The 25783-nt window shown below is 69.1% G+C and carries 26 protein-coding genes and 1 pseudogene; 19 read left to right on the top strand and 8 right to left on the bottom strand.

The features are described 5' to 3' along the window. Positions 1–44: 44 nt before the first annotated feature. The 3 genes and pseudogenes from KUG43_RS02395 to lipB all read right to left on the bottom strand — a co-directional run bounded on the left by KUG43_RS02395 (position 45) and on the right by lipB (position 3182). Entirely contained in the window at positions 45–488 is a 444-nt protein-coding gene (locus KUG43_RS02395; RefSeq protein WP_216905670.1) for a YlqD family protein, read from the bottom strand. A gap of 47 nt (positions 489–535) precedes the next feature. Beyond that, positions 536–2475, bottom strand: a pseudogene (locus KUG43_RS02390) (AMP-binding protein). Next, positions 2472–3182 carry a lipoyl(octanoyl) transferase LipB gene (lipB, locus tag KUG43_RS02385; protein ID WP_216905668.1) on the bottom strand — a complete coding sequence of 237 codons (711 nt, stop codon included), beginning with the start codon at positions 3180–3182 and terminating at the stop codon, positions 2472–2474. Before lipB ends, KUG43_RS02390 begins: the two are co-directional and overlap by 4 nt. A gap of 63 nt (positions 3183–3245) precedes the next feature. On the opposite strand from lipB, the gene hpf reads away from it, so the two are divergent. The 7 genes from hpf to KUG43_RS17205 all read left to right on the top strand — a co-directional run bounded on the left by hpf (position 3246) and on the right by KUG43_RS17205 (position 9928). After that, entirely contained in the window at positions 3246–3833 is a 588-nt protein-coding gene (hpf, locus tag KUG43_RS02380) for a ribosome hibernation-promoting factor, HPF/YfiA family (protein WP_216905666.1), read from the top strand. Next, on the top strand, positions 3823–4500 hold the full coding sequence (gene deoC / locus KUG43_RS02375) for a deoxyribose-phosphate aldolase (protein WP_216905664.1): 678 nt from the start codon (positions 3823–3825) through the stop codon (positions 4498–4500). The genes hpf and deoC overlap by 11 nt, the downstream gene beginning before the upstream one ends. Next, positions 4493–5299: a DNA repair protein RecO gene (gene recO / locus KUG43_RS02370; RefSeq protein ID WP_216905662.1), complete on the top strand. Its 807-nt coding sequence runs from the start codon at positions 4493–4495 to the stop codon at positions 5297–5299. The genes deoC and recO overlap by 8 nt, the downstream gene beginning before the upstream one ends. Further along, the gene (locus KUG43_RS02365; RefSeq protein ID WP_216905660.1) at positions 5296–6636 is read left to right on the top strand and encodes an MFS transporter; all 1341 of its coding nucleotides are present in this window, start codon (positions 5296–5298) and stop codon (positions 6634–6636) included. The genes recO and KUG43_RS02365 overlap by 4 nt, the downstream gene beginning before the upstream one ends. Positions 6637–6684: 48 nt before the next feature. Continuing rightward, positions 6685–7872, top strand: coding sequence for a glycosyltransferase family 4 protein (locus KUG43_RS02360; protein ID WP_216905910.1), 1188 nt, complete (start codon positions 6685–6687; stop codon positions 7870–7872). Between the two features lie 77 nt (positions 7873–7949). Continuing rightward, on the top strand, positions 7950–8429 hold the full coding sequence (locus KUG43_RS02355) for a response regulator transcription factor (RefSeq protein WP_216905658.1): 480 nt from the start codon (positions 7950–7952) through the stop codon (positions 8427–8429). Beyond that, entirely contained in the window at positions 8426–9928 is a 1503-nt protein-coding gene (locus KUG43_RS17205; protein ID WP_216905656.1) for a sensor histidine kinase, read from the top strand. The genes KUG43_RS02355 and KUG43_RS17205 overlap by 4 nt, the downstream gene beginning before the upstream one ends. On the opposite strand, the gene KUG43_RS02345 is transcribed toward KUG43_RS17205, so the two are convergent. From KUG43_RS02345 to KUG43_RS02335, 3 genes are all read right to left on the bottom strand, one after another. Beyond that, positions 9925–11772 (bottom strand): ArnT family glycosyltransferase, encoded by a 1848-nt coding sequence (locus tag KUG43_RS02345; protein ID WP_216905654.1) that lies wholly within the window; start codon positions 11770–11772, stop codon positions 9925–9927. The genes KUG43_RS17205 and KUG43_RS02345 overlap by 4 nt on opposite strands. 61 nt (positions 11773–11833) lie before the next feature. Continuing rightward, positions 11834–13063, bottom strand: a complete 1230-nt coding sequence (locus KUG43_RS02340; protein ID WP_216905652.1) for a glycosyltransferase — start codon at positions 13061–13063, stop codon at positions 11834–11836. After that, positions 13060–14022 carry a DMT family transporter gene (locus KUG43_RS02335; protein WP_216905650.1) on the bottom strand — a complete coding sequence of 321 codons (963 nt, stop codon included), beginning with the start codon at positions 14020–14022 and terminating at the stop codon, positions 13060–13062. Before KUG43_RS02335 ends, KUG43_RS02340 begins: the two co-directional genes overlap by 4 nt. A 103-nt stretch (positions 14023–14125) precedes the next feature. On the opposite strand from KUG43_RS02335, the gene sppA reads away from it, so the two are divergent. From sppA to KUG43_RS02275, 12 genes are all read left to right on the top strand, one after another. Next, positions 14126–14938: a signal peptide peptidase SppA gene (gene sppA / locus KUG43_RS02330; RefSeq protein ID WP_216905648.1), complete on the top strand. Its 813-nt coding sequence runs from the start codon at positions 14126–14128 to the stop codon at positions 14936–14938. Between the two features lie 4 nt (positions 14939–14942). Further along, positions 14943–15359: a chorismate mutase gene (aroH, locus tag KUG43_RS02325; protein WP_216905646.1), complete on the top strand. Its 417-nt coding sequence runs from the start codon at positions 14943–14945 to the stop codon at positions 15357–15359. A 56-nt stretch (positions 15360–15415) separates the two neighbouring features. After that, the gene (locus KUG43_RS02320; RefSeq protein ID WP_216905644.1) at positions 15416–16033 is read left to right on the top strand and encodes a DUF2808 domain-containing protein; all 618 of its coding nucleotides are present in this window, start codon (positions 15416–15418) and stop codon (positions 16031–16033) included. 28 nt (positions 16034–16061) lie between these two features. Beyond that, on the top strand, positions 16062–16199 hold the full coding sequence (gene rpmH / locus KUG43_RS02315; RefSeq protein ID WP_015108935.1) for a 50S ribosomal protein L34: 138 nt from the start codon (positions 16062–16064) through the stop codon (positions 16197–16199). Between the two features lie 18 nt (positions 16200–16217). Continuing rightward, positions 16218–16625: a ribonuclease P protein component gene (rnpA, locus tag KUG43_RS02310; protein ID WP_216905642.1), complete on the top strand. Its 408-nt coding sequence runs from the start codon at positions 16218–16220 to the stop codon at positions 16623–16625. Continuing rightward, positions 16591–17055 carry a PH domain-containing protein gene (locus tag KUG43_RS02305; RefSeq protein ID WP_216905640.1) on the top strand — a complete coding sequence of 155 codons (465 nt, stop codon included), beginning with the start codon at positions 16591–16593 and terminating at the stop codon, positions 17053–17055. The genes rnpA and KUG43_RS02305 overlap by 35 nt, the downstream gene beginning before the upstream one ends. A 75-nt stretch (positions 17056–17130) precedes the next feature. Then, on the top strand, positions 17131–18264 hold the full coding sequence (gene yidC, locus KUG43_RS02300; RefSeq protein ID WP_216905638.1) for a membrane protein insertase YidC: 1134 nt from the start codon (positions 17131–17133) through the stop codon (positions 18262–18264). Continuing rightward, positions 18261–18752, top strand: coding sequence for a YceD family protein (locus tag KUG43_RS02295; protein ID WP_216905636.1), 492 nt, complete (start codon positions 18261–18263; stop codon positions 18750–18752). Before yidC ends, KUG43_RS02295 begins: the two co-directional genes overlap by 4 nt. Before the next feature lie 3 nt (positions 18753–18755). Further along, complete coding sequence (locus KUG43_RS02290) at positions 18756–20246, top strand: Ycf46 family AAA ATPase (protein WP_216905634.1); 1491 nt, start codon at positions 18756–18758, stop codon at positions 20244–20246. 141 nt (positions 20247–20387) lie between these two features. After that, complete coding sequence (locus tag KUG43_RS02285) at positions 20388–20576, top strand: hypothetical protein (RefSeq protein WP_216905632.1); 189 nt, start codon at positions 20388–20390, stop codon at positions 20574–20576. 279 nt (positions 20577–20855) lie between these two features. Further along, the gene (locus KUG43_RS02280; protein ID WP_216905630.1) at positions 20856–22025 is read left to right on the top strand and encodes an SGNH/GDSL hydrolase family protein; all 1170 of its coding nucleotides are present in this window, start codon (positions 20856–20858) and stop codon (positions 22023–22025) included. A 229-nt stretch (positions 22026–22254) separates the two neighbouring features. Next, on the top strand, positions 22255–23430 hold the full coding sequence (locus KUG43_RS02275) for an aminotransferase class V-fold PLP-dependent enzyme (RefSeq protein WP_216905908.1): 1176 nt from the start codon (positions 22255–22257) through the stop codon (positions 23428–23430). Here KUG43_RS02275 and aqpZ read toward each other — a convergent pair. Both aqpZ and KUG43_RS02265 read right to left on the bottom strand, forming a co-directional pair. Continuing rightward, a complete protein-coding gene (gene aqpZ / locus KUG43_RS02270; protein WP_216905628.1) occupies positions 23412–24134 on the bottom strand; it encodes an aquaporin Z in 723 nt (240 codons plus the stop codon). The genes KUG43_RS02275 and aqpZ overlap by 19 nt on opposite strands. A gap of 101 nt (positions 24135–24235) precedes the next feature. After that, positions 24236–25747 carry a UDP-N-acetylmuramoyl-L-alanyl-D-glutamate--2,6-diaminopimelate ligase gene (locus KUG43_RS02265; RefSeq protein ID WP_216905906.1) on the bottom strand — a complete coding sequence of 504 codons (1512 nt, stop codon included), beginning with the start codon at positions 25745–25747 and terminating at the stop codon, positions 24236–24238. Positions 25748–25783: the final 36 nt, after the last annotated feature.

The following is a 25783-nucleotide window of genomic DNA, read 5'->3' as shown; positions in this document are numbered from 1 at the left end:
GGGGACTGCCTCTGTGATGGGGGGGATTTTAGGCGGCGGAAGGATCAGCCCCCCTCAATCGCCTCGATCACACCGTCCCGCACCAGCACAGACACCTGCAGCTTCTGCACCAGGTTGTCTCCCACCTGGACATCGCAGAAGCTCTCGATCTGCCCCTGCTCCACCACCTGCTCCATCTCCAGTTCCCGCACCTGGCGCTGCTGTTCCAGCACCTGGCGCTTCTGCTCCTCAAACTCGGCCCGCTTGGCCGCCACCTGCTGCTGCACCGAGCCCACCTGCTCCTGCACCCGGGGATCGAGGGGATTGGCGCTCTGGCGGCGGATCTCGTCGATCAGCCGCTGCCCCTCCTGCTCCAGCTGGGCCAGCTGCTGGTCGAAATTGGTGAGCGCATTGCTGAGCTCCCGCTCGGCATCCTCCTTCCAGCGCGGCGTCACCACGGCTCGCACCGTGATCGATCGCTTGATGTTCAGGCTGTTGCCGTCGGCCATGGGACTGCAGGTGCAGGCGTCAGGCTGTCAGGCCACGGGCGATCCGGTCAACCATGGGATCCGCTCTCCCCGTAGAGCGCCGCGATGGCGGCCCGGTCCCGGTCGGCGATGCGATCCCGTCGTTGCTTCAGGGTCTGGGTGAGCAGGCCGTTGTCGATGCTGAAGGGCTCCACCAGCGTCACGCCGCTGAGGCGCTCGTCCGGGCGGGACCCGGGACGGGCCGCCAGCAGACGATTGCACTCCCGGCAGAGGGCCCGCAGCAGGGCTGGATCGGCGCTGGGATACGGGAGATTGGCCTCGGCGGCGAAAGCCTGCAGGGTCTCCGCCTTCGGCACCACCAGGGCACCCAGCTGCTTGCGGTCCTGGCCCACCAGCATCACCTGCTCCACCAGCGGCGAGGCCACCAGGGCCTCCTCCAGGGGGCCGGGCTCGATGTTCTCGCCGCTGCTGAGCACGATCGTGTCCTTGGCGCGGCCGGTGAGCACCAGGGTTCCATCGGCCAGCAGCAGCCCCAGATCGCCGGTGTCGAACCAGCCTTCGCCATCCAGCACCTTGGCCGTGGCCTCGGGCTTGTTGTGGTAGCCCGCCATCACCTGGGGCCCCTTCGCCAGCACCAGCCCCCGCTCGCCCACCGGCAGCAGGGCCCTGGTGGCGGGATCCACCACCTTCAGGCTGGTGTCCGGCAGCGGCAGCCCGGCGCTGCCGCGGCGGTTGCTCCAGGGCCTGCGGCAGGCGAGCACCGGGCTGGTCTCGGTGAGCCCGTAGCCCACCAGCAGCTCGATGCCGACGGCCTCGAAGAAGCCATCGACGTGGATGGCCAGGGCCCCACCGCCGCTGATGGCGGTGCGCAGCCGCCCCCCCACCAGCTGGCCGCGCACCTTCGGCCAGAGCAGGGCCCCGGCCGTGGCATGCAGCGGCCAGATCAGCAGGGCACCCGCCGCGGCCACCAGCCTGGTGGCAGGAGATTCCTGCGTCAGGGTGAGATTGAGGGCCACCCGCTGGCGCCGGTGGAAGGACCGGCTGGCGGCCAGGGCCTTGCGCAGCAGACGCTGGCGGGAGGCCGGCATGGCCGCCAGGGCGTCTTCGAAACCGGAGAGCAGGGCCTCCCACAGCCGCGGCACGCTGATCAGGTACTGGGGACGCACCTTCTGCAGGTCGGCGCGCAGTTGCTTGAGGGTGGTGTAGGTCTGGCGGCAGCCGCAGCTCAGCAGGAAGTATTCGGCCGTGCGCTCGTAGGCATGCCAGATCGGCAGCACCGAAAGCACGTGATCCCCTGGGCTCGGCGACACCGCCACCCCGAGGGTGCCCAGCTGGTGCAGCAGGTTGGCGTGGCTGAGGGGCACCCCCTTGGGCTGGCCCGTGGTGCCGGAGGTGTACAGCAGGGTGGCCAGCCGCCCAGGCCCCCCCGTGGGGGAGGGCGGCAAGGGGCTGGAGGCACCACGGGAGAGGAACTCCGCCCAGGTGAGGCAGGGCAGGGCCACCGGGGTGGTGGGGCCTCGCCCTCCAGCAGCACCACGAAGCGCAGCCGCTCCAGGGCCGGGCCATCGAGGGCCAGCCGCTCCAGCAGGGCTGCCGACTCCAGCACCAGGCCGACAGCGCCGGCGTCCTCGAGGATGTAGCGCAGCTCCTCGGCCGGCGCCGCGCTGCCGCGCACGGCATCGGCCGCTCCGGCCCGCATCAGTCCCTGGTCGGCCACGAGCCAGCGGGGGCCGTTTTCGGCAAACAGGGCCACCACGTCGCCGCTGGCGACCCCCAGATCGGCGAAGGCCGCTGCGGCCCGATCGATCGCCTGGCGCAGCTCGTCGAATCGCAGTGTTTCCGGATGGCGGCCATGGGGCGCATCCAGCGCCACCTCGGAGCCATAGAGGCGCTCCAGCTCAGGCCAGAGACCTTCCAGCCCCTTGAGCTGGCTCCAGTCGCGGCGGCTGGCAAGGGCGCGGCGGTCCTGGTCGCTCCCGCTCCAGTGGATCTCGGCTCTGGCGTTCATGGGCGGCCGGCGCAGGGCAACGGATGGTCAGGATTCTCCCAGTCTTCTTCCGGCGCGGGCGGCCGCAGGGTCAGACCGAAGCGGCGGGCGAAGGCCGCCAGCAGCAGCGGTGCCACCTGCTCGGGGGTGAGGCCAGTCCGCCAGTCCGCCAGCCGTCCCACCGGCCGGTTGGCCAGACCACAGGGGACGATGGCGTCGAAGCCTTCCAGGGAGCCGTTGACGTTCAGGGCCAGGCCGTGCTGGCTGATCCAGCGCCGGGCCCCCACCCCGATCGCCGCCAGCTTGCGGCCCTCGAGCCACACGCCGGTGAGGCCCTCGAGGCGCTCCCCCTCCAGCCCCAGCTCCTGCAGCACGGCCAGCACCACGTCCTCAAGCGCCCTCAGATAAAGGTGCAGGTCACCGCCGTGGCGTTGGAGGTCGAGCACCGGATAGAGCACCAGCTGGCCGGGCCCGTGGTGGGTGACTTCCCCGCCCCGATCGATGCGGTAAAGGGGCAGGGGCGGGTGGTCAGGGTCGAAACCGAGGTGGGACAGGCTCGCCCCACGGCCCAGGGTGTAGCAGGGGGTGTGCTGCAGCAGCAGCAGGGCGTCGGGAGCGGAGGGGTCGTCGAGCCGGCGGCGCTGCAGACGGCGCTGCCAGTCCCAGGCCAACGGGAACGGCACCGGGCCCTGGGCTTCAAAAAGAATTGCGGGAGTGTTGGGGGCCATGCACCTGCGTTCCTAGCCTGGGGTCGTCCCAGAGCCAGAATTCCTCTGGAGACGAGCACCCGAATGAAACTGCTGATCCACGGCCGCAACCTCGACGTCACACCAGCGATCAGGGAGTACACCGAAACCAAGCTCAACCGCGCCATCAGCCACTTCGATGGCATCGTCAAGGAAGCCGACGTGCATCTGTCGGTGGCCCGCAACCCCAGGGTTCCGCAGCAGACGGCCGAGGTCACTGTTTTCGCCAACGGCGTGGTGATCCGGGCCCAGGAACGCAGCGAGAACCTCTACGCCAGCATCGACATGGTGGCCACGAAGCTGAGCCGCCAGCTGACCCGTTACAAGGACCGTCTGCAGGAGCGCACCCAGGGACCGGTGCACCGCTCGGCCGCCGCCGAGGAGGCTGGAGCCGCCACGTTGCCCAATCCCGGGGACTCGCTCACCGATGGTCTCGTGCCCGCCGTGCCCCACCGCGGCGTGCGTCGCAAGTACTTCGCCATGCCGGCGATGGAGCTGGAGGAGGCCCTGCACCAGCTGGATCTGATCGACCACGACTTCTACATGTTCCGCGATGCGGTCACGGGCCAGATCCAGGTGGTCTACCGACGCAACCACGGTGGATTCGGCGTCATCCAGGCCCGTGACACCTGAACGGCAAGCGGAACGTCCCGATCTCGCGCCCCTGATCGACCACGCCCTTCTGGACCCGCACCGGGGCCAGGAGGCGATCCTGCGCTGCTGCGATGAGGCCCGTCACTTCGGCTTTGCAGGCGTCTGCCTGGCCTCGCGCTGGCTGCCGCTGGCCCGCGAACGGCTGCCGGTCGACGGGGCGGTGAAACTGATCGCCGTGGTGGGGTTCCCCTTTGGAGCCATCCCTGCGGCGATCAAACGGGCGGAGGCGGAGTGGGCCGCCGCCGCCGGTGCTGACGAACTGGACGTGGTGCCGGATTTCGGCGCCCTCGCCGATGGTGATGGCACCGCCGTGCTCGACGACCTGGCGGCCATCACCGATCTCGGACTGCCGGTGAAGGTGATCCTGGAGGTGGGCCGCCTCGAGCCCGAAGCCCTGGCCCTGCTGGTGGAGATCAGCATCGATGCCGGCGTGCGTTACCTCAAGACAGGCAGCGGTTTCGGCCCCCCGGTGACGACCGATCAGGTGGGCCAGCTGATGGCCCTGGCCCGGGGCCGCGCCGCGGTGAAGGCCTCCGGCGGCATTGCCGATCTGGAGCAGGCGCTGGCCCTGGTGGCAGCCGGAGCCAGCCGGCTGGGGACGAGCCGGGGCGTGGCCCTGATGCAGGCCCTGCGCGCCGGTGCCTGAAGGCCACCTCGAGGGACTGGCGCTCACCTGTCGCCCCCTGGGGGAACACGACCGGCTGCTCACCCTGCTCAGCGAGGCCGAAGGACTCACCCGGCTGGCGGTGCCGGGGGCACGCCGTCCGAAGAGCAGCCTGGCGGCGGCGGTGCCCCTGGCCCACCTGTTTGTTCAGGTGGGGGGCGGCAGTGGCCTGCGGCGGGTGCGCCAGCTGCGGATGCTGCGCAATTACAGCGGCCTGGCCCAGCGGCTGGAGACCCTGGCCGCCGCCCAGGCCCTGGCTGAGCTCTGCCTGAAACTCGTTCCCGCCGATGCTCCCGCCCCGGGCGTGCTCGCCGACCTGCTGCTCCAGCTGGGGCGTCTGGAGGCGGTGGTGACCGACCGCGCTGAGCGGGTGGAGGCCCTGGCGGTGGCCGTGCAGGGAAGCGTCCACCTGCTGGCCCTCGGGGGCTTCGCCCTGCCCCTGCAGCACTGCGTCCGCAGTGGCGCCCCGCTGCTGCCGCCGATCGGCGACTGGGCCTGGCGCTGCAGCCTGCTGCCCAGCGAGGGGCTGGCGATCGGCGCCATACCGGGGGCCCGGGTGATGCTCAACCCCTCCGAGCTGGCCCTGCTGCAGCGGCTGACGCGCCCCGCCCCGCCCCGCCGCCGCGACGGCCAGCTGATGGGGCCGGAGGTGGTGTGGCTGCACCTGCTGGATCTGGTGGAGTCCTGGTGCGGGGAGCATCTCGGTCAGAGACCCCGAGCCTTCAGACTGCTGCGGACCGCCTGCGACCCCATGCCCTCCCAACCGTCCGAGCCAGCATGAGCCCGAGCGGCAAGACCGAAAGGGGACTGGCCGGAGTCCTTGCGCTGCCGGGGTTCCGGCGGCTTTGGATCGGCCAGGTGTTTTCCCAGCTGGCGGACAAGTTCTACATCGTGCTGATGGTGTTCCTGATCGCCCAGTACTGGGTGACGGACACGCCGCAGAGCAACGCGGCCCTCGCCGAGGCGGCCGCGGCCTTCCGGATGAGCTTCGAGACCCGGGCCCAGATGATCACCCTGCTGGCCACCGGCATCTACGTGGCCAACACCGTGCCGGCGATGCTGCTGGGGACGGTGGCGGGCGTCTGGGCCGACCGCTGGCCGAAGCGCACCGTGATGGTGGCCTCCAACGGCCTGCGTGCGGCTCTGGTGATGCTGGCCCCCCTGTGCCTGCTGCCGGGGCCGATGTGGCTGGGGCTCAGCTGGGGCTACTGGGCCCTGGTGGTCATGACGTTCTTTGAATCGGTGCTGACCCAGTTCTTCGCGCCGGCCGAGCAGGCGGCCATCCCCCTGCTGGTGGGCTATCCCCAGCTGCTCGCCGCCAATTCGGTGTACCAGGCCACCAGCATGGCCGCCACCATCGTCGGTTTCGCCCTCGGTGATCCGATTCTGCGCCTGCTGCGCACCCTCCTGGCCCAGGTGGGCATCCCCGGCGGCGAATTCGTGCTGTTGCCGCTCTGTTACGGCGCTGCGGCCGTGGCCATCGCCGGCATCGAGATCTCTGAACCGCCGCGGGAGCCCCGCTCCATCTCCGTCTGGGAGGAGATCGGCGAAGGGGTGCAGGTGCTGCGGGAGCGTCCCAAAGTGCGCAGCGCCATGATCCAGCTGGTGCTGCTCTACAGCCTGCTCGCGGCCCTCTACGTGCTGGCCATCAGCCTGGCGGCGGCGATCGGCGGGCTGGGTCCCACCCGCTTCGGGGTGCTGCTGGCCATGAGCGGGCTGGGGTTGGCGGTGGGGGCCCTGGCGATGGCCCAGCTGGGCGAACGTTTCAGCCGGCGGGGCCTGGCCAGTGCGGGACTGGGAACCATCGCCTGGTGCCTGGTGCTGCTGGGCCAGCTGCGCGGCAACCTGGTGTTCACCCTGCTGCTCTGCGGCCTGCTGGGGGTGGGCGCGGCCCTGCTGGCGATCCCCGCCCAGACCACAATCCAGGAAGACACCCCGGAAAACCAGCGTGGCCGGGTGTTCGGCCTGCAGAACAACCTGATCAACATCGCCCTCAGCCTGCCCCTGGTGCTGGCGGGCACCGTGGTCAGCCGCTATGGGCTGCTGCCGGTGCTGTGGGGGCTGGCGGCCATCGCGGCCATCGCCGCCCTGAGTGAACGCCCCTGGCGCAGCAGTTGATGGCTCGCATGGCGCTGCTAAATTCGGCTGTTGCGTGATGCCATACAGGTGATGCACATTGCCTGGTTGGGAAAGAAATCCCCGTTCTGCGGCAACGTCACCTACGGCCTGAGCACCACCGAAGCTCTGCGGCAACGCGGCCACTCGGTGAGCTTCATTCACTTCGACACCCCCTCCCCCTCCCTGGGCCGGCCGGAAGCGGGGGCGGGCGAGCTCAGCGTGCTCGGGCGCCCGGACGAGAACCCCGAGGTGGCCCTGCCTTACCTGGTGAAGTCGCAGGTGTACACGATTCCCTCCCCTGGCGCCCAGAGGGAGTTGCGGGAGTCTTTGGAGCGGCAGCGGCCCGATCTCGTGCACGCCAGCCTCACCCTCTCCCCCCTCGACTTCCGGCTGCCCGACCTCTGTCAGCAGCTGGGGCTGCCGTTGGTGGCCACCTTCCATCCCCCCTTCGACGCCGGGCTGCGCAACCTCACCGCGGGCACCCAGCAGCTGACCTACCAGCTCTACGCGCCCTCCCTGGCGAAGTTCGATCGGGTGATCGTGTTCTCCGAGCTGCAGGCCGAGGTGTTGGTGCGCCTGGGGGTGCGTCGGGAGCGGCTGGCGGTGATTCCCAATGGCGTGGACACCGACACCTGGGCGCCAGCGGTCCCGGGCAGCGAACCCGAACTGGCCCAGCTGCGCCTGAGGGTGGGCGGCCGACGCGTGTTCCTCTACATGGGCCGGGTGGCCACGGAAAAGAACGTTGAGGCCCTGCTGAAGGCCTGGCGGCTGGTGCGCCCCCAGGGCTGTGTGCTCGTGATCGTGGGGGACGGCCCCCTGCGCTCCTCCCTGCAGAGCGGAACGGAGGCCGACGTGATCTGGTGGGGCTACGAGGCCAGCCGGGCCAGGCGAGTGGCCCTGCTGCAGCTCGCCGAGGTGTTCCTGCTGCCCTCACTCGTGGAGGGGCTCTCCCTGGCCCTGCTGGAGGCCATGGCCTGCGGCACCGCCTGCGTGGCCACCGATGCCGGTGCCGATGGGGAGGTGCTGGAGGGCGGTGCGGGCATCGTGATCAGCACCCAGGGTGTCACCACCCAGCTGCGCACCCTGCTGCCGGTGTTGCGGGACCAACCGGTGCTGACGGCGGAACTGGGACGGCGGGCCCGCAACAGAGCCCTGGAGCGCTACACCCTGACCGGCAACATTGACGCTCTGGAGAAGCTTTACCAGGAGCTCTGCCCCCAACCGGTGGCGGCATGATCTGGTTTTTTTCAGCCACTTTTCATCCCTGCCGATTGACTCGGATCACGCCAAGATGAAGCACGGTTCCAGGCGCCATGAACTCACCCCTCTCCCTTCAGGGTCGTTCGGCACAGCGGGCGATCGTCCCCACCGCCACCCAGGTCATGACCTGCCCTGAACGGCCAACGTCCGAACGACCCACCGTCTCGATCGTCGACGATGACCCCCACATCCGCGCCATGGTGGCCGAAGAGCTGGCGGATGCCGGCTGCGACGTCCGCACCCTCACCGATGGCCTGGGCCTTCAGAAGGTGCTGGGAGAAGGGGGAATCGATCTCGTCATCCTCGACGTGCAGATGCCCGACTGCGACGGCATCGAATGCCTGCGTGATCTGCGCGCCCACGGTTTCACCGTACCGGTGGTGATCTTCACCTCCTTGAACGATCCCGAACGGCGCCGACAGGCCCAGGAGGCCGGCGCCGACGACTACGTGCTGAAACACGAACTTCTCGCCAAGCTGCCCGATCTGCTGGAGCGGCTCCTGCCCAAGCGGAGCGAGAACAGTCCCCTGTGACGACCCAGCCACCCGTCCCCCCCCAGGCTGGGTCACCTGCCCATCGCTGGCGGCACCGCCTGTTCGGCAGCCTGCTCGGCCAGCTCAGGCTGGCGGCCTTCACGTCGGTGTTCCTTGGATTCACCGCCGCTTCTGCTTTCACCCTGCTGATCAATCAGCAGTGCCTGCTGCGCCAGCAACAGGCGGGGCAACGGCTGACGGCGGGATCGCTCACGCTCTCACTCGATCAGAGCAGCAGCGACCCCTCCCCTGGAAATGCCAGCCACCTGCGCCAGGAACTGGATCGCCTCAGCGTCAAGGAGCGCTTCTTCTGGGTGCAGCACAGCGACGGCTCCCTGGTGGTGCCAAGGCCCAGTTCCAGCCAGACCACTGCCTTTTCAGGGCTCGTCGAGCAGTCCATGGCGGCGCCCAAGGGCCCCTGGCCCGGGCCCAGCATCACGCCGCTGTTGATCGGGACGGACTACCGGCTGGTGAAGGATCTTGAGGGCAACAGCTACCTCAGCCATCCCCTGCATCGCTCCGCCGAAGGCAGCCAGCTGTGGGTGGCCGAGGACATCAGCCCCAACATCACCACGCTGCGCACCATCCTGCTGGGTCTGCTCGGGGTCTGGATCCTGTGCCTGGTCCTCACCCTGGTGGCGATCTCGATCCTGACGCGACGCCTCCTCCAGCCCCTGCGGGATCTCCATCTGATGGCGGCTGGTGTGACGTCGGAAAGCCTCGCCACCAGCCACCTCAAGCTGGAGCGGGCCCCCCTGGAGGTGGCGGAACTGGCAGGGTCCTTCAATGACCTCCTCGACCGGCTGGCCCTGGCCTGGAGTCAGCAGCGGCACTTCGTGGGGCTTGTCTCGCACGAGTTGCGCAACCCCTTGATGATCATCGGCGGCTATCTGCGCCGCCTGCAGCGCCGCGGCCAGAACCTGGATCCGGAGCAGATGCGTGCCCTGGCCACCACCGAGGCCGAGACCCACCGCATCACCCGGATGCTCAACGACCTGCTGGATCTTTCCCGCAGCGAATCCGGCCAGTTGCAGATGGTGCTGACGCCGGTGGCGGTGGATGAGGTGCTCACCACCGCCTGCGACCTGGCCCGCAGCCAGCTGTCACGCCCGCTGCTGCTCACCCTGCCCAAGGAGGCCGCCGAAGGGCCGATCAAGGCCGTGGCCGAAACCGACCGCCTGCAGCAGGTGCTGCTCAACCTGATCGAAAACGCCGACAAGTATTCGCCTCCTGGCCGGCCGATCAACCTCGACCTGTCCCAGGGCGCAGGGACGCTCTGCATCAGCGTCCAGGACCAGGGCATCGGCATCGCCCCCGAGGACATCCCCAAGGTGTTTGACCGCTTCCACCGCGGCCGCAACGCCATCGAGCATGAGCGGGGCTCAGGGCTGGGCCTGTCGGTGGTGAAGCTATTGGTGGAGGCGATGGGGGGCTCCATCGACGTCGAGAGCGAGATCGCGGTCGGGAGCCGCTTCCACATCCACCTGCCGGCGGCTTAGTACCGCTCCGGCCGGGGCGCCTGCCAGTCGGGAGCAATGCCATTACGGCGCAGATGGGCCACCGACGCCTCAAGGCGGCGGCGGTCGAGGCGCCAGAGCCGATACACCCCGGCACTGGCGATCTCGCTGGCCCCCAGGTGGCGCCAGAAGGGGGCGCGGGCGGTGGTCTGGTCGATCACCACCAGGACGGTGGGCTGCGCGTCCGGTGTGCTGGGCTGCTGGCCCACCCGTCGCTCCCGGCGCAGCCGCTCCGCCAGGTTGATGGGCCCCTCCACTCCGATGCCCTCGTAGATCACCACCCGCCGCCCGTAGTAGTGCAGCGAGGGCTTGAGGACGCCCACCATCGCCACGGGCTCGCCGGCACGGCCCTCGCGCTGCAGGGCCGCCGCCATCCGGCGCACGGGCTCGCCCCGCAGGCGATCGCCCACGCTCCACAGGGGCAGCAGGGCCGTGGGAACGAACAGCACCAGCGGCAGTTGCAGGGCCAGCAGTCGCAGGGGGGGGCGGCGGCGGCGGCAGAGCCAGCCCAGCAGGGCCGCCAGCAGCCAGCAGGCGGCCACCAGGGGCACCAGTGGGCTGCCGTCGAGCTCCGCCGCCAGCGTGGGCATCTCTGGATCGTTGATCAGGGGCAGCCAGAGGCGGGCCGCAAGGAACACCAGCCCCAGACCCGTGACCAGCAACAGGCTCAGGCCCCAGGCCCAGCGCTCCCAGGGGCGGCCGCCACCGCCGGTCCAGGCCGTCTGGGCCGCCAGGGCGACCAGCAGGGCCGCGGCGGGCGTGGCCGGCAACCAGTAGCTCGGCAGCTTGGTGGCGGCGGCGGTGAAGAACAGCAGCACCGCCAGGAGCCAGCAAGCGGCGAAGCGGGCCAACGAGGCGGCAGGGGGCTGCGGCAGGGTGGGGCACCAGGCGCGTCGCAGCGGGCCGATGGCCCGGGCCAGCCCCACCAGCAGCAGCGGCGTCACCGGCAGGCTGGCCACCAGCATCACCGGCAGGAAAAACCACCACGGCTGCAGGTGGCGGTTCACCACCTCGGTGAATCGCTGCAGGTTGTGGTAGCCGAAGAAACTGTCCCAGAAGGGGCGGCCTTCGCTGTGGAGTGCCAGCAGATACCAGGGCGGGGCCACCAGGGCCGTGAGCGCCAGGCCCCGCAGGGGCCGCAGCCGCCGCCAGAGCCCACCGATGTCGTCCTGCAGCCAGCCGAACAGCAGCAGGGTGATCGCCAGCAACACCACGGCCACCGGCCCCTTGGTCAGCACGGCCAGCCCCAGGACGGGCCACGGCAGCCACCAAGGCCGCGCCGGGTCGGCATAGGCCTGCCAACAGAGCAACAGCGCCAGGGCCACCAGGCCACTGAACAGGGAATCGCTCACGGCCGTGCGTCCCCAGGCCAGGGCCAGGGGGGAGAGGCCGAAGGCCAGGGCGGCAGTGAGGGCCGTCAGCCCCGGCCGCACGGCCACCGCATCCGGCACCCGGCCGGCGCAGGGAGGCTGGGGCCAGCGCAGCAGGGTGTCCGCCAGGGCCAGCATCACGCCGATGGCGGCCAGGGCAGAGGGAAACCGGGCTGCCCAGGTGCCCAGGGGATTCCATTGGTCCTGGCCGGGCAGGGCGTAGACGAGCCCCATCAGCCAGTACACCAGGGGCGGCTTGTCGTAGCGGGGCAGGCCGTTGACCCGCGGGATCAGCCAGTCGCCCGTTTCCGCCATGGCCCGCGCCGATGCCGCAAACAGGGGCGGCGTTTCATCCACCAGGCCCGTGCTGCCCAGTTGCCAGGCGTAGAGCACCAAGCCCAGCAGCAAGGTGATCAACAGCAACCGGCGGCGCTGGGGGCGGGGCAGGGCGGGCAAACGGGCGGGGCGAATCGGAGGGAACCTATCGCTCCCCACCCCTGAGGTCCTGTGTCGCCCGTCAGGCGATCAGCCGGTCCACAAGTTCAAGCTGCTGGGGCAGGCACACCCGGGTCAGATCAAACCGCTCCACCACGGTCCGGCGCGCTTCTTGCCGCAGCCCATGGTGGGACGAGGGATCGGCCAGCACGGCCGCCAACCGCTCGGCCAGGGCCCGGTGGTCGAAGAAATCCACCAGCAGGCCGTTGTGGCCATCGGTGAGCACGTCCTGCACCGGTGCCGTGGCCGAGCCGATCACCAGGGCGCCGCAGCTCATCGCCTCCAGCAGGCTCCAGCTGAGCACGAAGGGAACGGTGAGATACACATGGCAGGCCGTGGCCCGGAACAGCTCATGCAGCACCGGGTGCGGCACGTGGCCGACGAAATGGATCCGGGAGCGATCGAGGCTGTCGCCGAGCTCCTGGAGCATCAGTTCCTTCCAGCTGCCACCACCGGGGGGCGCCGCGCCGTAGCTCACACCCTCCCCACCCACGATCACCACCTGGGCCCTGGGGCGCAGCCGCTGCAGCAGAGGCAGCATGCGCATGAAGGTGTGGAAGCCGCGGTAGGGCTCCAGATTCCGGGCCACGAAGCTCACCAGTTCGTCACCGGGGGTGAAGCTCAGACCGGCGCGCTGCAGCTGCAGCCGGGCGGGCCCCTGCGGGGCGATGGCGGCGGTATCGATGCCCTCATGGATGACGCTCAGCCGCTGGCGGTAGGGAGCTGGCACGGTGCTGGCCTGCCAGGGGGTGGGGGCCAGCCCCCAGTCCAGATCCTGGAGGGCGAGAAGCTGGGGGGCCCGCCGCAACCGCAACCGGGCCCGCAGCCGCCAGTCGGAGTCGGCGAACTCCGGGTCAAATCCCACATCTGCCCCCTGCAGCTGATAGATGAACTCCACCTGGTGCAGGACCGGGACGTCCGGCAGCAGATCCTTCACCACCAGCAGCTCGCCCCAGCCGGGATGGCCGATGACCAGATCGGGCCGCAGGCCTGCCTGCAGCAGGGGCTCCAGACACCGGGCCACCGCCTCGGCCCGCAGCACCTTGGTCTGGAAATCAGCCGCCCAGGGATGGCAGGGGGGCACCCCACCGGCCGGCAGTGGGTCGTAGCGATGCAGTGGGAAGCCTGGGAGGGGCTGGCTGGTGGGGCCGCCGATGGCGACCACCCGGTCGCCGCGGCGCTGCAGGGCCGGCGCCAGGTGACGGTACTGGCCAGGGAAGTTCTGGTGAACAAACAGGAGTGTGCGGGTCATGGCGAAGCCGGCTCCGTCCTCCCGCTCGCCTGCCAGAGCCGGCCGCGCTGGTTGATCAGCAGCACCGAGATCAGGGCGAGCACGGCACCCAGCCATTGCAGGGGGCCCAGCCGTTCCTCAAGCAGCAGCACCCCGCAGAGCACCGCGAACACCGGCGTCAGGAAGGTGAGGGCGGTGAAACCGGTGAGATCACCGCTGCTGGCGAACCAGAAGAACAGTCCGTAGGCCAGGGCACTGCCCAACAGGGCCGCATAGGCCATCAGCCCCCACTGGCCCAGGCTCCAGTGGGGCCAGAAGGCGACAGCCTCAGGCCGCAGCAGGGATTCGGCGCCGGCCAGCAGCAGCAGGGGAACGCCGCCGAACAGCATGTGCCAGCCGGTGATGGCGACAGGGTCGCTGCGCCGGGTGGCATAGCGGCAGAGAACCGTGCCCACCGCCATCGCCGCCGCCGCCGCCAGCATCCAGGCCTCGCCATGGCTCCAGGCCTGCCCCTGCAGGGCCGGGGGCCCCTGCAGCCACCAGTGGCGCAGCACCTCCCCCGGCAGGCCCAGGCAGAGGATGCCGAGCAGGCCGATCAACAGGCCCAGCCAGCCCACCGGATTGATCGCTTCGCCGAACAGGGTGCGGGCCAGCAGGGCCACCAGCAGGGGCTGGGAATCGATCAGCACCGAGCCGAGGCCCGCCCCGGTCTGGCCCAGTCCCCGGGCCAGCAACCCCTGGAACAGGCTGCCGTCGACGGCGGCGAACAACAGCAGCCAGGGCCAATCCACGGGATCGATGCGCCAGGAACGCCCCAGCAGGCGGGCCGCCAGCAGCAGCACCAGCCCGGCGGGCAGCAGCCGCAGGCTGGCCAGCATCGCCGGGGACGCCCCCACCAGCAACGGCTTCATTGCCGCCATCGCTGTGCCCCACAGGGCGAAGGGCAGAAGCATCAACACCCAGCGCAGGGTCCGGGGCATGGGGCGTGCGACCTGGGCGTCGGTGGAGGTGGAGGGGTGGGAGGCCTGACAGCAGGCCTTTCCAGGCCTTCTTTTTAAGATCCAGCCACCGCGCATCTCCACAATGCCCTGGCCCTGGCGCCGCAAGTCCCGACGAACCCTGGCGCGCATCGCCATCGAAGGGCCGATCGCCGGGGGCACCCGCGTCCGGGTGCTGAAGGCCATTGAGCAGGTGCAGCAGCGGGAGTGCCCCGCGCTGCTGCTCCGCATCGACAGCCCCGGCGGCACCGTGGGCGATAGCCAGGAGATCCATGCGGCCCTGCTGCGTCTACGGCAGAAGGGCTGCCGGGTGGTGGCCAGCTTCGGCAACATCTCCGCCTCCGGCGGCGTCTACGTGGGGGTGGCCGCGGAGAAGATCGTCGCCAACCCCGGCACCATCACCGGCTCGATCGGCGTGATCCTGCGGGGCAATGACCTCTCACGGCTGCTGAAGCGGATCGGCATCCGCTTCGAAACCGTCAAGAGCGGCCTGTACAAGGACATCCTTTCCCCCGACCGCGCCCTTTCCGAAGCGGAGCGCCTGCTGCTGCAGGAGCTGATCGATTCCAGCTACACCCAGTTCGTCTCCGCGGTCGCCGTGGGACGGGGCCTGGAGGAGGCGGCCGTGCGGGTCTTCGCCGACGGCCGGGTCTTCAGTGGCGCCCAGGCCTTACCCCTGGGCCTGGTGGACGTCCTGGGGGACGAGGAGAGTGCTCGCCTGCTGGCGGCGGAGCTGGCGGGGCTGGATCCGGAGAAAACCCGCACCGTCAGCTTCGGCAAACCGCCCAGGAAGCTGCTGGGCCTGCTGCCGGGCGCCACACTGCTGCAGCAGCTGTCCCAGTCCCTGAGCCTGGAACTGGCCTGGAACGGCCAGCCCCTCTGGCTCCATCGCCCCTGACGTCATGAAGCCTGGTCTCGAGCTGAGGGCCCTGCGGGGAGCCACCACCGCCAGCGCCAACAGCGGCGACGCGATTGCGGAGGCCGTGGCCGAGCTGATCGAGGAGCTGCTGCGCCGCAACGACCTGGTGGGGGACCGGGTGCTCTCGGTCACCTTCTCCGTCACCGCCGATCTGGACGCCTGCTTCCCGGCCGCGATCGCCAGGCGCCGGGCCGACTGGGGACGGGTGGCCCTGCTGGACTGCCAGCAGATGGCGGTGGCCGGGGACCTGCCCCGCTGCATCCGGTTGCTGGCCCACGCCTGGATGGACGCCCATCGGGAGGTGGTCCATCCCTACCTGCGGGACGCCGCCCGGCTGAGGCCCGATCGGGTCGAGGCGGGCCAGCCTTCGGCCCCAGCCAGCTCCCCCGCCGACCACTGAAGGCGCGGCAGACGCGCCGGCGTGTTGAGACTTTCAACATGACATTCTTCCAAGCCATGCCCTCCTTTCCGCCTGAGCGGTCCCATCCCACGGGCCTGATCGGCCGTCTGGGCACAGCTGCCCTCGGAGCGCTGGCCGTCGCCACCGCCACCGCCCTCTCCCCTGTCGGCACTGCTCCGGCCCTCGCCCAGGGCACGCCTGGGCTGATGGAATTCCGCTGGGAGAACAACAAGGATTACCGCAAGCTTTACTTCTTCAGCACCGACACGGTCCGCATGCAGCGAGCGGAGTACTACCTGATGCTGCGGCCGAAGGACCGCAAGACCGCGATTCTGAAGTTGAGCATCAGCGTTCCCAGCCACTTCGACACCAAGATCGATCCCAAGCAGGTCAAGCTCTGCAGGATGAGTGAAGGGGGGATGCTGAAAAGAACCCGCTGCCTGGAAACGATCCCTGCCACGATCGAAGTGTCGGCGAATGGCAGATCCATCGACATTTTCCCTGAAACGCCTGTCTCTGACAAGGACACCATCGGTGTTTACATGAACGTGTTCAACCCGTTCAACGCCGGCATGTATCAGTTCAACGCCCTGGCCCAGGCCCCCGGCGACATCCCCGTCTCCGGCTACCTGGGCAGCTGGCTGATCCAGATCGTGCCAAGCAACACCAACTGATAGGGTGACCCACTGAGCAGACAGCAGCATGACGAAGCGCACACTCGAAGGGACAAGCCGCAAGCGCAAGCGGGTTTCCGGGTTCCGGGTGCGGATGCGCACCCATACGGGTCGTCGCGTGATCCGCACCCGCCGTCGCCGGGGTCGTGCCCGCCTGGCGGTCTGAGGCTGACCGTGAGGGGCCATGGCCCTGCCACAGCAACACCGGCTCCGGGGCCGACGGGTTTTTGATCGCCTCTACCGCCAGGGTCGCCGGTTCCAGGGCCCGGCCCTGGTTCTGCGCATTCTTGCCGCGGACCCGTCCCTGCTCCCGCCCGGCACACCGCCACGCCCCAGCCCCTGGCGCTGCGGGATCGTGGTCAGCAGCAAGGTCAGCAAGCTGGCGGTACGCCGCAACCGCCTCAGGCGCCTGTTTCACGACCAGCTGCTGCGCCACCCCCCGGCACCGGCCAGTCCGCTCTGGCTGCTGATCACGCTCAAGCCAGGTTGCCTGGAACGCGGCGAGGCCCAGCTGCTGGGAGAATGCACCCATCTGCTGCGCCAGGCAGGATTGCTCCTTGACCCCGGAGGACAGGGTGGAGAACAAGCTTGAGATCAATGAAACGGTCTTCTACGAAGGAGGACCCGCCAAGGGCGACCTGGTCATCAACCTGCTGTTCGGCCTGACGCTGATCGGCATCCCTTTTGCCGTTGGAGCCATCGTGCGGGCCCTGTGGCTGCGGTTCCGCATCACCAGCCGACGCATCAGCGTCAGTGGCGGCTGGCTCGGCCGTGATCGCACCCAGGTGGTCTACAGCCAGATCCGCGAGGTGCGCTCGGTCCCACGGGGCTTCGGCGCCTGGGGCGACATGGTGCTGGTCCTCAACGATGGCGCCAAGCTCGAAATGCGTGCGGTGCCGCGCTTCCGTGAGCTCGAGACCTACATCGAAGAGCGTCGCGACAGCCGCAGCAAAGCCGCCCCCCGCACGCCCGGTGGCACCGGTGCGGCCGGCTTCGCCCCCCCGGCCCGTGAAAGCGCCTGAGCACCTGACCCCCATCCGGTCTCCCCGGTCGGGCACACTGGCTGCCGAGAGTCCCCACCCCAGCGAACCCCTGCCGTGATCGGCTACATCTCCGACAACCTGCTGCTCCCGATCCTCGACTTCTTCTACGGATTGGTCCCCAGCTATGGGCTCGCGATCGTGGCCCTCACCGTGGTCATCCGCCTGGCCCTGTTCCCATTGAGCGCCGGCTCGATCCGCAGCGCCCGGCGCATGCGCATCGCCCAGCCGGTGATGCAGCAGCGCCAGGCGGAAATCAAGGCCAAGTACGCCAACAACCCCCAGAAACAACAGGAAGAACTGGGCGGCCTGATGAAGGAGTTCGGCAGCCCCCTGTCGGGCTGTCTGCCCTTGCTGGTGCAGATGCCGATCCTCTTCGCCCTGTTCGCGACCCTGCGGGGATCGCCGTTCGCCGATGTCCCCTACCCGGTCAACCTCAAGGTGCTGCCGGCCGAGGAGATCGCGGCGGTGGAAACCAAGCCCTTCAACAGCGCCAGCCACTCCATCTTCATCAGCGAAACCGAGCACGTTCCCGTGATCGCCAGCCTCGACGGGGGCACCAAGCTTGGCGTCGGTGACAGCACCAAGGTGGAGCTGCACGGCAAGGACGGCACCAGCTTTGCCTCCCTGCTGGGCACCGTGGAGCACGGCGACAGCTTCACCCCCAGCTGGGTGGTGACCAAAGGCGAGGGCGTGGTCCTGGTGGATGACCAGGGCAACATCACGGCCCTGGCCCCCGGCGACGCCACCGTCGAGGCGCGCATTCCAGGCCTGGCGGCACGCAGCGGTTTCCTGTTCATCAAGGCCCTCGGCCAGGTGGGCTTCTACACCGATGGGGCGATCAACTGGGACATCGCCATCCTGGTGGGAGCCTTCGGCGCCTCCCTGTTCGCCTCCCAGCTGCTCTCGGGCATGGGCATGCCCGCCAACCCCCAGCAGGCCACGGCCAACAAGATCACGCCCGTGATGATCACGGCGATGTTCCTGTTCTTCCCGCTTCCCGCCGGAGTGCTGCTCTACATGGTGGTGGCCAACGTGTTCCAGGGTGTCCAGACCTTCCTGCTGACCCGTGAGGCCCTGCCCGACAACCTGCAGGCGATCCTCGACAAGCAGCTCGCCCAGCAGCCGGCCACGGCCACGGCCGGTGGTGGCGGAGGCCGGTTGCCCTTCGAGCCCAAGGCCAAGAAATGACTCCCCGGCTGCAGCCGCTGCCCCTGCAGGAGTTGCGGTTGCTGGGCGAGGGCCGCAACTGGCCGATCGACCAGCCCATCGCCGGGCTGGCCAGCCTCACCCCGGTGCGGGGCCAGATGCGGGCGATCCATCACGGCACGGTGCTCGAGGTGGAGGGCTCAGCCGAAACGATCATCACGCTCTGCTGCGACCGTTGTCTGCAGACCTACAACTACGCCCTGACGGCCAAGGCCCGGGAACTCCTGGAGATCGCGGTGGCGGGTCCAGAGGAGGAGGAGGTGGTGTTCGCGGCCGAGGATCCGGTGGAGTGCCTCGATCCGGGGGGCAGCTTCGATCCGGAGCGCTGGCTGTTCGAACAGCTCAGCCTGCAGCTGCCCCTGGTGAACCGCTGCGGGGCCGACTGTCCAGGCCCGCCGCGGCCCCCAGGCGACGCCAGCGACGCAGGGGAAGGTGATCCCCGCTGGGCGGCCCTTCGCTCCCTGCGCTGAGCCATGGTCCACGACCTGGCCGATCAGCTGGATCTTCTGATCCGCTCCCGCACGCCGATCCTCTGGATCCGCAGCCTGGAGGAGGAGCGGGTGGAGGGGCTGCTGGAACGGGCCGCCGAGCGCCTGGGGGGGCGCACCCTGCTGCGCTGGGACTTCATCGGCGGCTTGGCGGGGGCCCCCAACCTGCAGGGCCAGGCCGTGCGTCAGCCCATGGCCGCTCTCAGCGGCCTGGACGGGCTCCCACCGGAGCAGGGGGCGATCCTGCTGCTGAAGGACTTCCACCGCTATGCCGATGATCCAGGGATCTGCCGAAGGCTGCGCAACCTGGCCGCGGGCCTGCGGCAGGTGCCCCACACCCTGGTGATCAGCGCCCCCGAGTGGCAGATGCCGCGGGAGCTGGAAGACAGCGTCACCCTGCTGGAATTGCCCCTGCCTGAGGCCCGCGAGATCGGCCGCCTGCTGCGGGCGATCGCCGAGGCCAGCGGCCAGCCCTTGGCCCCGGGAGTGCTCGAGCAGCTCACGGCCGCCTGCCACGGGCTGAGCGAGCAGCGGGTGCGCCAGCTGGCGGCCCGGGCCCTGGCCCAGCGGGGCCAGCTGGGGATTGAAGACCTGACGGAGGTTCTGGAGGAGAAACGTCAGGCCATCGCCCGCAGTGAACTGCTGGAGTACTGCCCCACCGAAGCCACCCCCGCCGACATCGGCGGCCTGGAGACCCTCAAGCACTGGCTGGAGCAACGCCACCGCGCCTTCAGCGAAGAGGCGCAGCGCTACGGCCTGCCCCTGCCCCGGGGGGTGCTGCTGATTGGCCCCCAGGGCACGGGCAAATCGCTCACCGCCAAGGCGATCGCCCACAGCTGGGCGATGCCACTGCTGCGGCTGGATGTGGGGCGCCTGTTCGCGGGCCTGGTGGGGGCCAGTGAAGCGCGCACCAGAGAGATGATCCAGCGGGCCGAGGCCATGGCCCCCTGCGTGCTCTGGATCGATGAGATCGACAAGGGCTTCGGCGGTGGCGACGGTCGCAGCGACGGCGGCACCAGCCAACGGGTGCTGGCCAGCCTGCTCACCTGGATGGCCGAGAAGAGCAGCGCCGTGTTCGTGGTGGCCACCGCCAATGCGGTGGAACGGCTGCCGGCGGAACTGCTGCGCAAGGGCCGCTTCGACGAGATCTTCCTGCTGGAACTGCCGGATGCCGAGGAACGCCGGGCGATCCTGGATCTGCAGTTGCGGCGGCGGCGGCCGGCCCACACGATTCCGCTGGAGGTGCTGGTGGACCGCACCGCCGAGTTCTCCGGCGCCGAGCTGGAGCAGACCGTGATCGAGGCCATGCACCTGGCCTTCGGCGAGGGCCGCGAACTCGGGGAAGCCGATCTGATCGCCGCCGCCAGCCAGGTGGTGCCCCTGTCGCGCACGGCCAGGGAGCAACTGGAGGCCCTGCGCAGCTGGGCCAGCAGTGGCCGCGCCCGGCCTGCTTCCGGGGCCGGCCGGCTTTCGTAAGGCCAATCGGCACGAAAGTGGAAGATATTCGATGTAACGGCTTCATGAAGAACCACCACGCCTGGTAACAGCTTGAGCGGGTGACCGTGACGAACGATTCATCGCCCGTAGCGTCAGGCCATCAACCGTGACGAAGCCGCCGTGACCCCGAGCCCCAGCCCCCGCACCGGCAGTGAACTCACGTCTCAGCTCGCCGTGGCCAGCCTCGGGGCCGGCGTGATCACCACCCTGGCGGTGGCCCAGGGCCAGAGCCCCCTCACGGCGCTAGGCATCACCCTGTTCTCGGCCGTGGCGGCCGTGGTGGTGGGCCAAGTGATCTCCAGCAACTGAAACGGAAGCGGCATCGCCCTCCGGTGGCCACAGCTCCATGAGGAGGAAAGGTGGAGGGTGCTGGCAGATCAGCACCTCCCGCCTCACCGAACAGCAACCCTCCGGTGTATGGCCGGCACTCGTTCCACGCGACATGGATCGTGCGAGAAACAGCGAACAGCCGTTGCAGCCGAATTACCGACATCATCGCAACAAAGATTGATCAGCTGATGTGATGCATCAGTTCAGGGATTTCTTGCTCTGTGCGTAGAGTCCTAGAGAACATTTCAAGATGCAGGCATGCGTACCATTTCACAATGGCTTGGCATAGCTACTGCCTGCACAGCACTGCTCGCTCCGCTGCCTGCACTGGCACGAATTGCCAGCCTCGACAAGCTTTTTGTGATCGGAGATAGCGTCCTTGACGGTGGCAACGCGGGCCTGAGAACCCAGATGCAATCCGGTGGCACCATCAGCTTTCCACCGCCACCCTATGCGGATGGGCGATTCAGCAATGGGCCGACATCCGTGGAATATCTGTGGAATCGCTTCAACCCCAGCGACCCTTTCTACAGTGTCAGCAACCCTTTGGCTCCGTTCCGGCCCTCCCTGGCCGGAGGCACCAACTACGCGATTGGTGGAGCCAGCAGCGGCGTGGGCAACAACAACGGCGTGTCACCAGACCTGGGTTCGGTGATTCCGGGCTACTTCAAGAATCTCGGCAATGCCTGGCAGCGGGAGGCCTTCATCGCATCGGACCCGGCTTTTAATCCAGCCACGTCGCTGTTCGTGATCGAGCTGTTCCCCAATGACGTGCTCTACAACAACACCACGGGAGATCTGGTGGGAACTTTCGACGCAAGCCTGCAGCCGGGACCCCCGACGATCCAGGCCCCACCACCCGAGGTGGGCGTACAGGTGTTTCAACAGATCATCGCCAACGCGGTAACCAACAACGTCTCAACTGTTGCGGATTTCTATCAGCGTGGTGCACGCAATATTCTTGTCTTCAATTCCCCGGATCTGGGTCGTATCCCAGGGGCAGGAGCACAATCGCAGACGCTCACGCTCTTTTCCAACATCTTCAATGCATCTCTAAAGGGTGCACTGGATGCCATCCGGCCGACTCTGGCTGGATCCGACCTGCAATTGTTCGACTTCTACGCGTTAACCAACAGGATCTATGACGACCCGAATGCCTATGGCCTGGATGACTCCTCGGTGCCCTGCATCCGCGATCTCGCCTGCCTGAGCGATCCGCAGGTAGCCGGTCGGCGCATATTCTGGGATGAACTCCATCCAACCACGGCCCTGTATCAGAACGTGGGCAATGCCTTATACAGCGACGTCGTCGCGAGGGTTCCTGGCCCACTCCCTGTTGTCGGCATCGGTGTGGCCTTCGGCTACAGCCGCAGACTGAGGAAACGCATCAACGGCCAGAAGCGATGCGCCCTTGCCGTGAATGACTGATCCATCAGCCGGGCTGCTCGCATGGACTGAGCCGCAAGGCAGGGTGGGGGGCGTGGTTCCTGCCCCCGAGGAAGGCCTGGGGCTGGATTCCAGTGGGTAGCGTCGAGCAAAACGTCCGTGTCCATCCCGCCGGAGTCCTTGCCCAGCCGTAGGAATCCACTGCCATGCTTTCTTCCATTCATGGTCGTCTGCCTTGCCCATTGAGCCCCCCATCCCCCTGCGGGATCTGATGCCCGCCCTGGGCAACAAGCTCTACTTCAACTACGGCGGCCAGGGCCCCTTGCCCACCCCATCGCTGGCGGCGATCAGTGCGTCCTTCGCCACCATCCAGGAGCTGGGACCGTTCAGCGACAACGTCTGGCCCTACGTGAACCGCACGGTCTCAGGGCTGCGGCAGCGGCTGGCGGCCTGGTTCGGCGTGGTGCCGGAGCGGGTGGCCTTCACCGAGAACGTCACCTCGGGTTGCGTGCTGCCCCTCTGGGGCCTGCCCTGGCAGGCGGGCGACGAACTTTTGGTGAGCGATGCCGAGCACTACGGCGTGGTGGCCGCCCTTGAGGAGCTGGCCCGGCGCCATCGGCTGCGGGTCACCTCCCTGGCGGTGGCGGATCTCACCGGTGACGCGGACGCAACAGCCGCGGCGGTGGGCCAGCGGCTGGAGGCGGCCCTCACCCCCCGCACCCGGCTGGTCGTGCTCTCCCACCTGCTCTGGAACACCGGCCAGACGATGCCGATCGCGGCGGTGGCGGCCCGGCTGGCCGGCTATCCCCGCCACCCCTGGCTACTGGTGGATGCGGCCCAGTCCCTGGGGAGTCTGCCGGTGGCCGAGGCGGCCGCCGCCGCCGATATCTATGCCTGCACCGGCCACAAGTGGTGCTGCGGTCCCGAAGGGCTCGGTGCGGTGGCGGTCTCCCAGCGGCTGCTGGAGGCGAGCAGCCCCACCCTCATCGGCTGGCGCACCCTGGAGCACGACGGACCCGGCGCAGGCGGCGGCTACCACCGCGACGCCCGCCGCTTCGAGGTGGCCACCTCCTGCACCCCCCTGTTCGCCGGGCTGGACAGCTCACTGCAGCTGCTGGAGGCCGAAGGCGATGCTGACGCAAGGCTGGCGGCGATCCGGCGTCGCAGCAGCCAGCTGTGGGAGGGGTTGCAACAGATGCCCGGTATCCACACCCTGTTGGCGGTGCCCCCGCCGGCGGGGCTGGTGAGCTTCACCATGGCGGATCCCAAGGGTGCCCCCCTGGATCCGGAGGCTGTCGTCAAGCAGCTGGGGGACCGGGGCACCTGGTTGCGAACCCTGGAATCCCCCCGCTGCCTGCGGGCCTGCACCCACCTGGTCAGCACGGCTGAGGAGGTGGAGCGGCTGCTGACTCAGCTGGCTGAGCTGATTCAGCTTTCGGCGGGCTGAAAGAAGGCCCGGTAGAACCAGCCCGCCAGCAGGGCTCCCAGGATCGGGGCCAGCCAGAACAGCCACAGCTGACCGATGGCCTCGCCGCCCACCCACAGGGCCACGCCAGTGCTGCGGGCCGGGTTCACCGAGGTGTTGGTGACCGGGATGCTGATCAGGTGAATCAGGGTGAGGGACAGGCCGATCGGCACACCGGCGATGGCGCCCAGCTCCTGCTTGTGGGTGGCCCCCAGGATCACCAGCAGAAAGATGAAGGTGAGAATCACCTCGATCACAAGGGCGGCCAGCAAGCTGTAGCCGCCGGGGGAGTGGGCACCGAAGCCATTGGTGGCCAAGGGGTTGGAGCCAGCCAACTCAAAGCCGGGACGGCCGCTGGCCACCAGCTTGATCACGCCGCCAGCGATCACCGCACCCAGCACCTGGGCGACGATGTAAGGCAGAAGGCCGGAACCGGGGAACTTGCCGCCAGCCCAAAGGCCGAAGCTCACCGCCGGGTTGATGTGGCAGCCGGAGATATGGCCGATGGCATAAACGGCCGTGAGCAGGGTCAGGCCGAAGGCCAGGGAGACGCCCAGGAAGCCCAGGCCCAGGGGGTTGGCGGCGGCGTTGTCGTAGGGGAACACGGCCGCCAGCACGGCGCTGCCGCAACCTCCCAGCACCAGCCAGAAGGTGCCGATCAGTTCCGCCAGGAACTTCTTCGGCATGGGAATCGAAGCGGACATATACACCGGTCAGTTTCATCGGGAAGTTACACCCGAACGGAACCCCACCCGGGGATTCGTGTGGATCACGTGGCAAAGCCGGCTCAACCGCCGGCGCGGACGCTCAAGGCCCTGGCGGCTTCCTCCCGGTCATCGAAATGCACCTTGGTGGTGCCGAGGATCTGGTAGTCCTCATGGCCCTTGCCGGCGATCAGCACCAGATCCTGCGGCGCGGCGGCGGCGATGGCAGCGGCGATGGCGGCGGCACGGTCGCCCTCCACCACCAGCTCGGTGCCGCTTGGAATCCCGGCCACCACGTCATCGAGGATCCGCTGCGGGTCCTCGGTGCGGGGGTTGTCGGAGGTGACCACCACCGCATCGGCCAGGCGGGCGGCAATGGCGGCCATCTGGGGCCGTTTGCTGCGGTCGCGGTCACCGCCGCAGCCGAACACACAGATCAGCCGGCCATCGGTGAAGGGCCGGCAGGCCGCCAGGGCGCTCTCAAGGCCGTCAGGCGTGTGGGCGTAATCCACCAGCACCGCCGGCAGGGCCACTCCCGCCGGGCCACCCACCCGCTCCATGCGCCCCGGCACGCCCCGGAAGCTGGCCAGGCCGTCCAGCAGCTGGGCCAGGGGCAATCCCTGCTGCAACAGGGCCCCCACCGCCTGCAGCAGGTTCATCAGATTGAACCGTCCCACCAGGGGCGAGCGGAACAGCCCCTCGCCTGACGGGCTGTGCAGCCGGCCGCTCACCCCTTCAGCACCCATCAGCAGATCGCTGATGTGCAGCTCCACCGACGGATCCTCCAGGGAGCAGCGCCAGCAGGGGCCGGCCCCCGCCAACCGCTCGGCCAGGCGGGCCCCCCAGGGGTCGTCCACATTCACCACGGCGCCGCCTGCAAGCAGCTCCGGGGCGAACAGCCGGGCCTTGGCCTCGAAGTAGGCCTGCATCGACGGGTGGTAGTCGAGGTGGTCCTGGGTGAGGTTGGTGAACACCGCGCCGGCGAAGCGGCAGCCGGCCACCCGCTCCTGGTCGAGGGCGTGGGAGCTCACCTCCATCGCGGCGATGGCGCTGCCGGCTGACGCCGCCTGGGCCAGATCCGCCTGCAGCAGATCGGCGAAGGCAGTGGTGTGGGTGGCTGTGGCGCTGTGACCCGGCCAGCGGTTCTGCAGGGTGCCGAACAGGGCCGCCGGCCGGCCGGCCGCGGCAGCCAGGTGCTCGATCAGATAGGTGGTGGTGGTCTTGCCGTTGGTGCCGGTGACGCCGATCAGCGCCAGTCGGCCGCTGGGCTGGCCCCAGAACTCCGCCGCCAGCCGGCCGGCCCAGCGGGCCAGGGGGGGCTCCACCACCAGCACCGGATCGCCGGGGGCCGGGGGCCGGGCAGCAGCAGCCGCCGGCCCGATCACCGCCGCCACCGCACCGGCGGCCAGCACCTCGGGCCAGAAGCTGCCGCCATCCACCGCCGTGCCGGGCAGGCCCACGAACAGGCTGCCGGGGGCGACGCGGCGGGAATCGCAGCTGACGCCGCTCACCGCCGCCTGGGCCAGGGCACCGGTGGGGTCGGGGAGCGGCGGCAGGCCCACCTGATGCAGGAGCGGCTGAAGCAGCGGTGACATGGCGGCGCCGGCGGCGTCCGGCGGGACGAAGCTGGC

This window comes from Synechococcus sp. CCY 0621, from assembly GCF_019038465.1.
Taxonomy (GTDB): Bacteria; Cyanobacteriota; Cyanobacteriia; order PCC-6307; family Cyanobiaceae; genus Cyanobium.
The sequence above is the reverse complement of the archived record's forward strand: the minus strand, read 5'-3'. Positions and strand labels throughout refer to the sequence as shown.